This window comes from Candidatus Nitrosocosmicus oleophilus, from assembly GCF_000802205.1.
In the GTDB taxonomy this organism is placed as follows: domain Archaea; phylum Thermoproteota; class Nitrososphaeria; order Nitrososphaerales; family Nitrososphaeraceae; genus Nitrosocosmicus; species Nitrosocosmicus oleophilus.
In genome coordinates, this window is the sequence record NZ_CP012850.1 from 685,356 (window position 1) to 697,983 (window position 12,628).

Genomic DNA, 12,628 nt, shown 5'->3' on the forward strand with positions numbered 1-12,628 from the left:
TTTATTTTTCTCTTCTTTTGTTTGAATTGGTCCAAATATTTTTAGACCGTACTCTTTTTTATCCTTTATGAGAAAATGATGAGGATATAGCAGTAGACTATGGATCAAAATCAAAATTTTCAGCGCAGATGAGGAGATTTGAACTCCTGATCGCCATACGGCGAATCGGCTTTCTTTTAATCTACCTTGTTATTGACTCAAGGCCGACGCATTACTATGGTCCTAATAATTCTGCATTAGGATGACCACTCTGCCACATCTGCACTAAAACTAATTATTATTGCCCTCTATTATATTTTAACACACTTTATATTCATCTTCGTTTAGGAAGTATTACAGTCTCTACACCGTACGCTATGGTGAACTACACTAAATAAAACTGATATTTCTAATTAATTAATTCCGTTTATTACTGATTTTTATATCTGTTAGATAATAATTATAAAATAATGATTCCAATAAATAAGCCGTGGTTGGATGATGATGCTAAACAAGAAGTTTTGAATGTACTTGATGAAAATGCATTGACTTCTCCAGCTAAAAATGGTGGAAAACGGGTACAAGCATTTGAGAATCTCTTAAAATCTTATCTCAAGGTGAAGCATGTAATAGCTGTTAATTCGGGAACATCTGCTATACATGCCGCCTTATTGTCTTTGGGAATTAAACCTGGCGACGAAGTACTTCTTCCATCCTTTACTTTTGTAGCTACGGCCAATTCAGTTGTTGCTACTGGAGCAAAGCCTGTTTTTGTCGATATAAACAAGAATGACTATACAATAGACGTTTCAGATGTTGTGAAAAAAATTAATAAAAATACAAAAGCAATTCTTCCAGTTCATCTTTACGGTCATCCCTCTGATATGGATGAGATCAATTCTATTGCAAAAGATAATTCATTAAAAGTTGTGGAGGATTCATGTCAATCATTAGGTTCTTTGTATGATCAAAAACAAACTGGTATAATGGGAAATTTGGGTTGTTTTAGTTTTTATGCTAGTAAAGTGCTCACGACTGGCGAAGGGGGAGCAATTGTTACTAGTGATGATGATTTATATGAAAAATTGCTAATGATAAGAAACCATGGTATGGTAAATGGGTATGATACAGAGATATTTGGTCTGAACTTGAGATTACCCGAAGTAAGTGCCGCCATAGGAATTGCTCAGATGCGAAAGCTAGACAAGATGCTAGAAATGAGAAAAACAAATGCAAAATTATTGTTTGATGGATTAAAGAAATTTGAACAGAAATGCTTACTCACATTGCCTTATGAACCTGAGAATAAGAAATTCAACTGGTACCTGTTTACTATTGGGTTCAAGGAAAACTCTCAACGAGATTTGATCAAAAATGCTCTTATTAAGGAAGAAATTGGTGCTACTGTTTATTATGATCCACCAATACATAAAACTCCTTATTATAGTCACTCTAATGATCTTAACTCTGATACTTTTCTCTCCAATACTGTTTGGGCTTGGAATCATGTGTTGTCATTGCCTGTTCACCCGTTGATAACTGAAGCCGATATTAACAAAATTCTAAAAACATTTGAGAATAATCTACAGTGATCAAAAATACTACTTGAATTAGTTTGAACTGGGGTTTTCTCAATAAAATACCATTTTTATGTGAGTTCTTAAGTCGGGTTTAATGTAAATGAAATTAACCATAGAAAAAGACGAATTTCTTTCTAGGAGATTCTACCTAGTCATTTTTTATTTATGTGCATTTGTTATGGCTGCAATTACGTTTTATTCATTATATGTAAGTCTTTATGAATATTTGAATACTGGAAAGGTCATAATAGGAGAGGTATTGGTTAATACTGAATTCCCAGTTAAGGGGCTAGCAAAATTGGTAACCTATCTTATGATCGTTTCTGTGGTAGCGTGGTATTGCGTTACTAAACTTGGAGAAGATAGGGTAAAAAATATCCCAAAAAGTATAAGATCCATTTTGCAATTGATAGTACTTGCAATACTAATAATTTCAATTTATGAATTCATTTATAATTTTATAATATGGAGCGCATTAATCACTGCTGACTTGGTTAATGGTGAATTAAGATTGGACGATTTATTTATGCCCTATCCTAATCCTAATACTCCTTGGAACTTGGTATTTGCTACAAAGATGTCTTTGGCAGCTTTGATTATTTCTGCTCATGGTTTCTACATAATATCGAAAAGAACCTGAAAAGGCGATAAAGTTAGAGATTAGAGATAGATACTTTGGTTCAAAAAAAGCTAGTTATTTATCATTATTGATGCCACCACTATTGCTGTCCTACTGCCTGTCTACTTCATTTTTAGAGACTCGCATGCCCTCACATATTAAAAGCAAATAAGATTTTATTACAGAAACTGAAAAATTTTAACATGGGTAATACTGACAAAAAGAGTATTCAATTAACCGAAAAAGAGTGGCAAGTAATACTTGATTCTTTGAGCAATACTATTTTTAACGAAGAAATAACTGAAGAGGCCAGAAAAAATGCTAAAGATCTGTTTCTCAAAATAAATAAGAATATCTAATTTATTGTGTTTAATGTAATTATTTACAAATTAGTAAAAAAATCACATTTGGATCTATGATGTAAATAGTTTCCATTTCGATCCATTTCTGATGGTTTATCTATATTATGAAGGAAATTTATCATATTTGTAGCATCTTGAGTTTCCTTGTCACATTTGCTTAATCTTCAGCTGAATCTACAAAATGTGTCTATCTTGTTGTTCATTTGACGAATTTCCGTTCTAACCTATATATAAAACCTGACACTCGGAGAAAAAATGCAATTTCGCCAGTGATTCGACTAAGGTTTTTTCTAGTTTCAACTAATGCTTATATTGTAGGAGTATCCACAACACTGCATCGTTGTATTGATTTATTGAGACTTTTTTTATATTATTAATAATTTATCAAACAACTAATTGACATGGAGAACAAAATTCCTGTGTATTCGTCACATGATTCCGACTAGGCAAAATGAATCTGATTTTAACCATATTCTAAGAATATCTTAAGATCAATATAGTTTCTAATCTACTTTGTAAGCAAATTTCTAATCTGTTTTACTAATTCCAATATTCTATCAATATCGTTTGCTTCTGGATTCAAATCTATATATTTATAAAGAATTTCTAGAGCTTGTTCATATTCCTTATTTCTATATAAAATTATACCTTTGTCTCTGAGTGCTTCAGAACTAGTGCTATCCAGGGAGAGGATCATCTCGTTTATTTTCATTATTTTGTTTAAATCGTCCACTTCCATGTATCCATTTTTCAAATTATTTAAGACCCTGATTGTGATTTGTAATGAATTTGTCTTCTTCAACAAGTCGTTAGACAAAGAAATGGTAGATCTAGGATATGCCTTGTTTAAAAGATCTTGTAAGACGTAGTCATCCATGATTCGGCCCTTGTTGAACGGATCAATTACTATCGATTCGTCCGAATCTTCATCTAATACGTATTTGACTAAAAAATGAGATGGAAAATTAACGGGATGGAGTTTAAAATCCATATAACTAGCAAGGTGAATATAGATCAATGACAGCGTTATGGGAATTCCTGTCCTTTTTTCTAATACTATGTTTAAATAATTATTGACAGGATTATAATAGTCACTAATATTTGGTTGAAATTTTTTATCATCAAAGAAAAAATCATTTAATTTTTCAATAACATGGGTTGGCCTCATACCTTTTGTATTTTTTATTTGGCCGGTTAACTCTTTTCCCATCTCATTCATCATGTTCATATATTCTGATATTTTCAGGTTGGGATAATCGATAATTCTAGCAATATGAAGTACATGTTCAGTTATGTTTACTATGTCATCATTTTCTTGTACTTTGTCAATTACTGTCTTTTTCCAATCTTCTAGATAGTCTTTCTCTATCTTATCTTCAAAACCCAATATTAGTAAAAGCTTGTTTCATCCTTATAAGTAAAATCAAAAAAATGTATCATGTTGCAGTCGTTGAAATATTGTCGATGATTTTTATCATACATTTAGTAGTTTTTTCAAGAAGGTCGATCTTAGCAAATTCGTTGGGTGAATGTATCCTTGAGAATATATAGGTCCCACCAATTGAAATGCAAGGAGCCTTTAGCAAATCAATAAAATCATACATAGGTCCAGTACCTGCAGATGAAATCGATATTATTGAATCTCCAAAAATTTCATTTGCAGATTTTTCAACTATTTTTACATACTGATTATCTAATGCAGTTCTTCCAGCGGCTTCTCCATGAATAAGTGTGACTTTAATGTCCTCAAATCCGTTTTCTACTAGATGTTTCTCTAGCCTTTTAAACTGAAGAGCAGGGTTCATATTTGGAACCAAACGAAAGTCAATCTTTGCCATTGCTTTTGAAGGAGTTATGGTTTTTGCACCTGGACCTGAATATCCAGAATTTAATCCAGATATGTTACAAGTTGGTTCACAAGTCAAAGCTTTCTTTACCCCTTTCCCGCTAAGATTATTGATAAATTTGTTGATTCCATATTCTTTTTTGAAACTTTCCTCATCAAATGGTTCGCTGTCTATTATCAAACTTTCCTCTTCAGATAATTCTTTAACTTCTTTAAACCAATCCTTTATCAAAATTTTTCCTTCCCTGTCAACCAATGTTGATAAAGCTTGGACAATTCTCAAAGCAGGGTTTTCTATCAAAACAGCTAAACTAGAATGAACGTCTCTGGAGGCACCTTGTGCCGTCAATTCTACGTATAAAAGACCTTTCATTCCCAAACTGATAATGGGTTTTTGTTCCTGATCTATATATCCAAATTCCCAAATAACTAAATCGGTGTTAAATTTTGTATTGTATTTTTTTAGATATTCTGATATGCTCTTGCTTCCAATCTCCTCTTCTCCCTCAATTAGAAACTTTATATTCATTGGAACATCGCCTCTTTGTTTTAGAATAAACTCTATTGCTTTTAACCTGGTTACAAGTTCGCCCTTATCGTCGGAAGCACCTCTCCCATAAATCAAATTCCCTTCTACTTTACCTTCAAACGGTTCATATTCCCATAAATCCCTAGGTTCTTCTGGTTGTACGTCGTAATGATTATAAAATAATAAAGTCTTCCCATTTGGATTTGATTTGGATTTGACCTCTCCATAAACTAGTGGAGGAGGTGTAGAATTTTTCTGATCATCATCAAAATATATCAACTCTGCGGCGATTCCTATTCTTTTCATCATTACAACGATCTCTTTGGCACACTCTTCCAAGTTTTGCTTTCTTGCAGAAACACTCGGAATTTTTATCAATTTCTGAAGATCGCTTATCAGTCCATGAGTATCAATATCTATGGTCAACTTGTTTGAAGACATTTAGCTATGATGATAAATATTTCTTTAATATAAAAACTAAATTTTTTTAATATTTTTATAACCAGATGATATACTTTTTTTATTGAGTAATGAAAATCTAAAGAACATTTTCCTGTCACCATCTTCTATTGCTGTAATAGGAGCATCAGAAAAACCTGGGGTAGGTAAAGCTATTTTTTCCAATATATTGAACGGCTATAAGGGAAAAATATATCCGATTACCCCGACTAGTTCATCGGTATCGGGCATAAAAGCCTACAAAAGCGTACTTGATGTCGATGACAACATTGACCTTGCGGTAGTCGCCACTCCAAATAGAATCGTTCCCGCAGTTATGGAAGAAATAGGAAAAAAAAATATAAAATCTTGCATAATTGTTTCTGCAGGCTTTAAAGAAGTTGACGAAACTGGTGCACAATTGGAACAACAAGTACAAGATGTTGGTAAAAAATATGGAATCAGAATAATAGGGCCTAATTGCCTTGGAATAATGAGTCTTACAGATCAAAATCTTATGAATTTAACATTTTTGAAAATTACTCCTAAACATGGCGAAATAGCTCTTGTTTCTCAGAGTGGAGCCATTTGCGCAGCTACTGTAGAGGATGCCATAGCTCAGGGAATAGGGTTTTCCAAAGTAATTAGTATGGGAAACAAGGTGGACATGAATGAAACTGATATACTTGAATTATTAGAAGATGATCCTTATACCAAAGTGATTGTGATGTATTTGGAGGATATCCATGATGGACGACGGTTCATGAATACTTCTAAAAGAATTACTTTGGAAAAAAGAAAACCAATTATTGTTTTAAAATCTGGTAGGACTCCAGAAGGTGCCAGAGCAGCAATGTCTCATACAGGTGCATTGATGGGTTCAGACGAAGTATACGATGCTGTATTTAAGCAAGCTGGTGTGATTAGGGTAGATACAATGCAGGAATTATTTGAATTAGCAACTGCTTTTTCAAAACAGCCTTTACCAATGAATAACTTGGGGGTGGTAATTGTTTCTAATGCAGGCGGACCTGCAATCATTTCCACCGATTCTTGTTCCAAATATAATATACAAATGGCAGATATTTCTAATTCAAGAGAAAGTATAGCTAAGGTTATCCCGCCGCATGGATCCTCCAGAAATCCTGTTGATATAGTAGGCGATGCGGATTTCAATAGATTTGAAAAAGTATTGGTTGAAGTATTGTCTAATTCTAATGTTGGGTCTGTAGTAACAATGTGTACCCCTTCTGCGACTTTAGATTATAATGAATTAGCCAATACAATAATTCGAACATCAAAGAATAGTGGAAAGACAATGCTAGCTGCATTAATGGGTTTGGCTGAAGGTGTTGAAAACAAATCTATATTGTCAGAAGGAGGAGTACCTCATTTTATGTATGCAGAACCTGCCATAAGAACATTAGATTCGATGTATAAGTTTAGTAATTGGTTAAGCAACAAAAAGGAATCTATACCATCTTTCTCCGTTAATAAGGAGAAGGTTAAGGATGTTATATCTAGCGTTTACGAACAAAGCAGAACAAATCTTTTGGAAGATGAGGGCTATGCTGTACTTCAAGCGTACGGATTTCCAGTTCCAAAAAGTATGCTAGTAAATAATGAAGATGATGCTGTTAAATCTGCAATAGAAATTGGTTATCCTGTTGTCATGAAAATATCTTCAAAAGATATTATACACAAATCAGAATCGGGTGGTGTAAAAGTTGGTTTAAAAAATACCGATGATGTTCGAAATGCGTATAATTCTATCATGTCTAGTGTAAAAAATTATAATCCAAACGCAAGAATTGAAGGTGTATTGATCCAGGAAATGGTAACCAATTCCAAAGAATTAATCCTTGGTGCAAAACAAGACAAATTATTTGGGCCATTGCTGATGTTTGGATTAGGAGGAATCTACGTTGAGATTTTGAAGGATGTAAATTTCAGGTTGGCTCCTATTTCTGAATCCGAAGCCAGAGAAATGGTGGATTCAATCAAAACAATTTCGTTATTGAAAGGCGCAAGAGGTGAAAAATCATCAGATATCCCATCCGTAGTTGATTGCTTGCTAAGATTGTCTCAACTAATTACAGATTTTCCAGAAATCGAAGAATTTGATATTAATCCGTTACTGGTCCTAGAGGAAGGACGTGGTTCACGGGTAGTAGATGTGAGAATTGGATTAAAAAATAAATAGCTTTTTCATTCCAATTTTTTGCCACATTCTTCACAAAAAATAGATTCTACTTCATTATTGTATTTGCAATTTCTACACGTTTTACCATCTAATTTTGTTGCTGCTGCTGCTGCTGCTGCTGATGAACTATCGATGTCCGTATTACTGCTACTATTACCATTATCACTACTAACGTTATGAATACTTCCAGAACCTCTTGATTTAATCTCGTTAGACTGGGAATTTTGGTCTGCCAATATAATTATGTCTCCTATTTTAGAAATCTTATTCCATTCTATTTCTTTAACTTCATTGTTTGAATTTTTTATCTTGAAACTGAATTCAACATTCCCATCTAATAATTTTCTTAAACCAATTTCCTGTACTTTACCAATTAGGTGTGCATTATTATCATAAGTTGACATCCCAATTATTTTTTCAATATGCACATACGTGGATTTTACATCTGGAATGACTTTATCATCATTGTTATTTTCAATTTGATTGATTGGTTTACTGCTCTTGCTCTTGTTTTCGCTCTTGCTTTCATTTCTATTTTCTGTTTCTAGTACTTCGTTAACTCTGTCTTGCTCTTGCTCTACTTCTCTTTTTCCTCCCCCTTCTTCTATTTCTTCTTTTTTTGATTCATCAAATTTTCTATACTGTGCTATAATGTAATCACAGGTTTTGCATTTGTATTCTCCTTTTTCTTTTAGTATTATATTCTCACCCAGATCTTCGTTGGGGTTTTCAAATTCAAGATTAGGTGCTCCTTGATATTCTTTTTCACATTTGTTACAATAATATTTCTTAAATCTTTCTTTATCTAACTTGCCTATGCCTGCCAAAAAAAGTTCAGGACCACCCAAATTTGCTATCTTTTGCTCGTCGTCACTAACCTTTGCAATTGCATATCCTCCAGAACCTCTTAATTTTTTTTCGACAAATGTTTTTTCCTTACTCATGGTTACAAGGCCAATTAAAGGTGAAATCCAAATAATATATAGGTATCTTGGTTTAAATGTTACAAATTAGGCTTTATGAACAAGAAAAAAATGTTAATCAGGACCCACTATAGGTAGTGCCTTGCTAGCGGGCAAAGTTATTATTTTTTCTTGTTGGTCTTTATCTATTCTTTCAAATTCAAGTGTCATCTCAATAGGTGCGTTATATTTTAAACTCAGTTCTTCTGCAAGTTGAGCTATAGATTGTTTATCTGCAAATTCTTTAGAACCTTGCAAGAATCCCCTTGTTTGTTTATATGCTACTTTACCACCAAACTTTGAATTGAGAAAATTTGCAATATCTTTAACCTTTTCAACCGGTATCTCGTTGTAGTAGAAACATATTCCATTAACAGGTTCCTTATCAAATGGCGTTCCGTACCTATACCAAAATACACCAAAATGCTCATGGTCTCCTTGTAAACATTTAATCTCCCAATGATTTACATTGTCAATCGGATAAGTTCCCTCTCTTAAATCATTTAGGCTGAGCCTCCAGTATCTAACACGCATGTTTATTTAGGGATAGGATTATGCATTTTATATTTGTAGATTTATTTTGATGTTCTAAATCTACTTTTTGGTTTACAAAGGCATTGTATTCCTTAATGTGACTTGCTAGAAAAAAAAGTTGTAATGAATTTTCCTAAGGGAGAATTTTACAAACCGTTATAAATCCTTGTAATTTGTCTAAATCTATTTGGATAATAGATTGAACTTGTTAATGGAAATGGAACAACGCTTTGATAATAAAGACGAGACATATTTTAAGAATCTAGTTGACCACAAGGATTATGTAATAAGAACTAGAGCCGTATGCATACTAGCAGATATTTCTGGAGAAAAAGCCATTGAATCTATTGGACGAGTTCTATTAAATGATTCAGACCAACTTGTAAGACACGAAGCAGCCTTTTCTCTAGGCCAATTAGGGCACACAAGGGGAATAGACGTTTTATCAAAAGCTGTGCTAGAGGATCCAAGTTTTTTTGTTAGACATGAGGCCGCAGTAGCATTGGGAGTTATAGGATCCGAACAATCACGCAAAACCCTTGAACAAGCACTAAATGATGAGAGCGAAGAGGTAAGGGAATCTGCAATGATAGCACTAGCAAATCTGGATTATATCGCGCATGTACAAAGAACTAACAAGTTTACAAGTTTGACCGGTGGATAATTAAGATGATTATTGATTCAAATTCAAGAAATTAAGACCATCAATCTTACACAGGGAAATATAATATTATTCCATACTCTATAGATGCGTTGGTAATTATAAAAATCGACAAATTAATATTGATTCTCGAAAAAATAGTATTATAAGATGTCTGATCTCAAACAAGATGAAGGCCTTACTCTACTTCTTGAGGAAAAAGTAAACGAATTTAATGAGTGGCGTTTAGAAAATCTCACTATAAAATTAGACTTTACAGGAACTGATTTTTCAAATAAAGATATTTCTAACGCTTATCTTAATGGTGTTAATCTTACTGGATGTGATTTTTCAAATTCAATAGTCGTGGGCACTAATTTCGTGCAATCCAATTTGTCTGAAACTACTTTTGAAGGTTCCGACATGTCTGAAGCTTTGATTATGTACGCCACAGTAAAGGGTTCTAATATTGTCAAAACTCAATTAAGTAATACCAATTTTATGTGGTCTGATTTACAGAATTCAGATCTCAGGGAAAGCATTATGTACAAGACTATTTTTGTTGAGGCCGATCTCAGAAATGCCAATACCGAAGGATTAGATAAAAATGACGCGTATTTAAAATATGCAAAATTGAAAGGAACTACTTGGGAATAACATTTTTTCAATTATCTGTAGACTTGAGCAACATCATTATGTAAAAAAAATCACTGCAAGTATTTTCAAACCAAGTTGCCTATTTTTCTCTATTTTATAACTATTGGGTTAACTTAGATTAATAACTAAAACCATTGTCATTTTGTGTCGTATAGTTTTTTGGTTTTGTTAATGTAACAAAGTCATTGTATCATTAACGATACCTTTTTTATTAAATAATTGATATTTACTCTTGATGAATATTGCACAGTCAATCCAAAATAACACTTTAATAAATAAAATGGTTCTAACTAAAACTATGATTGCATGTCCATTAATGATGACTATGCATGTAAATTTATGGAATGTAAATGCAATAAAGTTAAAGAGCTTGGAAAATAAACATGATATTAGTCAAAGTGTAGAATGTATTATTGTGATGGTACAATGGATTACAATTTTCGTATATATCTCCTTATCTGCCTTGCTGCCATCTTTTTATATTGTTGTCAATATAAAACAATCTAAACCATTTAATACCATTTTATATAAAAAATTAATATGTCTGCATAACTTTTTAGATAAGATGGAGGAAATAGGTACTGCAGAAGGATTAGAAGAGTCCACAAAAACAATCCTCAATGTATTAAATAATTCAACAAACAGTCTTTTAATTTGTGCAGACCAGTACTGGCCTTCAGTCGCGATTGGCATAGAAGTATTTAATAAAGGGATGTTTGACTTAAAGAAAAGAAATGTAAAATGCAGGTTTATTACAGAAGTAACTAAAGAAAATATTGCTTTTTGTAAAGAATTATTGAAGATAGCTGCAGTACATCATTTACCTGGATTAAAAGGAAATTTTGCAGTAAATGAAAATGAGTACATTGCATCGGCGACAATGAAAAATTTACAATTATTGTCTCAAGTGGTATACAGCAATTCAAAGGCAGTTGTAGAACAACATAATTTCTTTTTTGAGAATCTGTGGGATAAATCAATTTCTGCAACAGAGAAAATTGATGAAATTGAAAAGGGTATTGTTCCTGAAATTGTAGCTGTCATTAAAAATCCCCTCGAAATAAAAAACATCTATTTTGATGTTCTAAAATCCAGTGTTACTGAAATAATGCTTATTCTTACAACATCCACTGTTTTTCTAAGTGAGGAAAACGATGGATTAATGCAATCTTTGATAGATGCTTCAAATAGAAATGTAAAAATAAGAATAATTACTCCGTCATTTAGTAACGCAAAAAATGAGATTGACAATCTAAGTCAAAAGAACAAAATTGAAGTTAGACGTATCGAATCGCCTTTTGATGCGCCGATAAATATACTAGTCGTAGATGAAAAGTATTCACTGATAGTTGAATTAAAGAATGACACAAAGCAGAAATTTACCGAAGCAGTTGGCTCGGCGATATATTCTACAAGTCAACCAAATGTTATATCATTTGTTACCATTTTTGATACATTATGGAAACAAACAGAGCTATATGAAAAACTAAAAGACGCAGATAATCTTAAAGAAGAATATATAAAAAAACTGCGGGTGGCCGACAAAGCAAAAGACGAGTTTGTTAATATAGCTGCCCATGAACTACGAACTCCAACACAAAGCATTTTGACATTTGCAAATTTATTAAAATATGATGTTAATAAAAATGAATCTATAGAAGCGATTTATAGGAACGCTAAAAGACTCAACGTTTTGATAAAAAATATTTTAGATGTTACTAAAATCGAAAGTAACAAACTTGTATTACATCAAGAAAATTTTAACATAAACGATTTATTAACTACCGTCATAAAGGATTACACAAGACAGTTAAAAAAACCTACTTATAAAAGGCGCATAAAAGTGTATTATACTCTACAGAGTGAAATCTTAGGACCGGATGCTCTTATTCATGCTGATAAGGAAAGAATTATTCAGGTTATTTCAAATTTGCTCGATAATGCAATAAAATTTATTGAAAAAGATGGATTGATTAGGATAACTCTTAAGATATCAAAAGGAGAGAGTCCACATGCGAATGGATACGCAGAAATAATAATTAAAGACAGTGGAAGTGGGATTTCAGAAGAAATCCTTCCTCATCTTTTTAGTAAATTTTCTACTAGGTCGTTTCAAGGTACCGGATTGGGATTGTACATTTCAAAGAATATTATTGAGTCTCATAGTGGAAGTATGTGGGCTGAAAATAATAAAGATGGAAAAGGTGCAACTTTCTCTTTTAGAATTCCATTAATTAAGACCGATCTGATTCAAAATAGTTCTGGGGTGAGTATATAAA

At 32.6% G+C, this 12,628-nt stretch carries 11 protein-coding genes and 1 tRNA gene; 7 read left to right on the forward strand and 5 right to left on the reverse strand.

Annotated features, from left to right (window positions below; genetic code table 11):
• Positions 1-123: 123 nt before the first annotated feature.
• Positions 124-263, reverse strand: a tRNA-Ser gene (locus NMY3_RS03325).
• 186 nt (positions 264-449) lie between these two features.
• Between NMY3_RS03325 and NMY3_RS03330 the strand changes: the two genes are divergently transcribed.
• The 3 genes from NMY3_RS03330 to NMY3_RS03340 all read left to right on the forward strand — a co-directional run bounded on the left by NMY3_RS03330 (position 450) and on the right by NMY3_RS03340 (position 2,537).
• Positions 450-1,571: a DegT/DnrJ/EryC1/StrS family aminotransferase gene (locus NMY3_RS03330; RefSeq protein ID WP_196817527.1), complete on the forward strand. Its 1,122-nt coding sequence runs from the start codon at positions 450-452 to the stop codon at positions 1,569-1,571.
• Positions 1,572-1,659: 88 nt separating this feature from the next.
• Positions 1,660-2,199, forward strand: a complete 540-nt coding sequence (locus NMY3_RS03335) for a hypothetical protein (protein WP_196817528.1) — start codon at positions 1,660-1,662, stop codon at positions 2,197-2,199.
• Between the two features lie 182 nt (positions 2,200-2,381).
• Positions 2,382-2,537: a hypothetical protein gene (locus tag NMY3_RS03340; RefSeq protein ID WP_196817529.1), complete on the forward strand. Its 156-nt coding sequence runs from the start codon at positions 2,382-2,384 to the stop codon at positions 2,535-2,537.
• Between the two features lie 511 nt (positions 2,538-3,048).
• On the opposite strand, the gene NMY3_RS03345 is transcribed toward NMY3_RS03340, so the two are convergent.
• Positions 3,049-3,927, reverse strand: coding sequence for a SirB1 family protein (locus NMY3_RS03345; protein ID WP_196817530.1), 879 nt, complete (start codon positions 3,925-3,927; stop codon positions 3,049-3,051).
• A gap of 49 nt (positions 3,928-3,976) precedes the next feature.
• Positions 3,977-5,356 (reverse strand): M20/M25/M40 family metallo-hydrolase, encoded by a 1,380-nt coding sequence (locus NMY3_RS03350; protein ID WP_196817531.1) that lies wholly within the window; start codon positions 5,354-5,356, stop codon positions 3,977-3,979.
• Positions 5,357-5,438: 82 nt separating this feature from the next.
• Here NMY3_RS03350 and NMY3_RS03355 point away from each other — a divergent pair, with 82 nt between their 5' ends.
• A complete protein-coding gene (locus NMY3_RS03355; protein ID WP_196817532.1) occupies positions 5,439-7,556 on the forward strand; it encodes an acetate--CoA ligase family protein in 2,118 nt (705 codons plus the stop codon).
• 5 nt (positions 7,557-7,561) lie between these two features.
• Here NMY3_RS03355 and NMY3_RS03360 read toward each other — a convergent pair whose 3' ends face one another.
• A complete protein-coding gene (locus tag NMY3_RS03360; protein ID WP_196817533.1) occupies positions 7,562-8,500 on the reverse strand; it encodes a hypothetical protein in 939 nt (312 codons plus the stop codon).
• A 93-nt stretch (positions 8,501-8,593) separates the two neighbouring features.
• Positions 8,594-9,052 carry a hypothetical protein gene (locus tag NMY3_RS03365; protein WP_196817534.1) on the reverse strand — a complete coding sequence of 153 codons (459 nt, stop codon included), beginning with the start codon at positions 9,050-9,052 and terminating at the stop codon, positions 8,594-8,596.
• A gap of 187 nt (positions 9,053-9,239) precedes the next feature.
• On the opposite strand from NMY3_RS03365, the gene NMY3_RS03370 reads away from it, so the two are divergent.
• The 3 genes from NMY3_RS03370 to NMY3_RS03380 all read left to right on the forward strand — a co-directional run bounded on the left by NMY3_RS03370 (position 9,240) and on the right by NMY3_RS03380 (position 12,627).
• Positions 9,240-9,716: a HEAT repeat domain-containing protein gene (locus NMY3_RS03370; RefSeq protein WP_231100211.1), complete on the forward strand. Its 477-nt coding sequence runs from the start codon at positions 9,240-9,242 to the stop codon at positions 9,714-9,716.
• Positions 9,717-9,863: 147 nt separating this feature from the next.
• Entirely contained in the window at positions 9,864-10,349 is a 486-nt protein-coding gene (locus NMY3_RS03375) for a pentapeptide repeat-containing protein (RefSeq protein WP_196817535.1), read from the forward strand.
• Between the two features lie 235 nt (positions 10,350-10,584).
• Positions 10,585-12,627 (forward strand): ATP-binding protein, encoded by a 2,043-nt coding sequence (locus NMY3_RS03380; RefSeq protein ID WP_196817536.1) that lies wholly within the window; start codon positions 10,585-10,587, stop codon positions 12,625-12,627.
• Position 12,628: the final 1 nt, after the last annotated feature.

What these genes read in the sequence shown, in the direction of transcription:
- NMY3_RS03375 (WP_196817535.1), top strand. Translation starts at nt 9,864, where the DNA reads ATGTCTGATCTCAAACAAGATGAAGGCCTTACTCTACTTCTTGAGGAA.
- NMY3_RS03335 (WP_196817528.1), top strand. Translation starts at nt 1,660, where the DNA reads ATGAAATTAACCATAGAAAAAGACGAATTTCTTTCTAGGAGATTCTAC.
- NMY3_RS03340 (WP_196817529.1), top strand. Translation starts at nt 2,382, where the DNA reads ATGGGTAATACTGACAAAAAGAGTATTCAATTAACCGAAAAAGAGTGG.
- NMY3_RS03360 (WP_196817533.1), bottom strand. Translation starts at nt 8,500, where the DNA reads ATGAGTAAGGAAAAAACATTTGTCGAAAAAAAATTAAGAGGTTCTGGA.
- NMY3_RS03380 (WP_196817536.1), top strand. Translation starts at nt 10,585, where the DNA reads ATGAATATTGCACAGTCAATCCAAAATAACACTTTAATAAATAAAATG.
- NMY3_RS03350 (WP_196817531.1), bottom strand. Translation starts at nt 5,356, where the DNA reads ATGTCTTCAAACAAGTTGACCATAGATATTGATACTCATGGACTGATA.
- NMY3_RS03365 (WP_196817534.1), bottom strand. Translation starts at nt 9,052, where the DNA reads ATGCGTGTTAGATACTGGAGGCTCAGCCTAAATGATTTAAGAGAGGGA.
- NMY3_RS03330 (WP_196817527.1), top strand. Translation starts at nt 450, where the DNA reads ATGATTCCAATAAATAAGCCGTGGTTGGATGATGATGCTAAACAAGAA.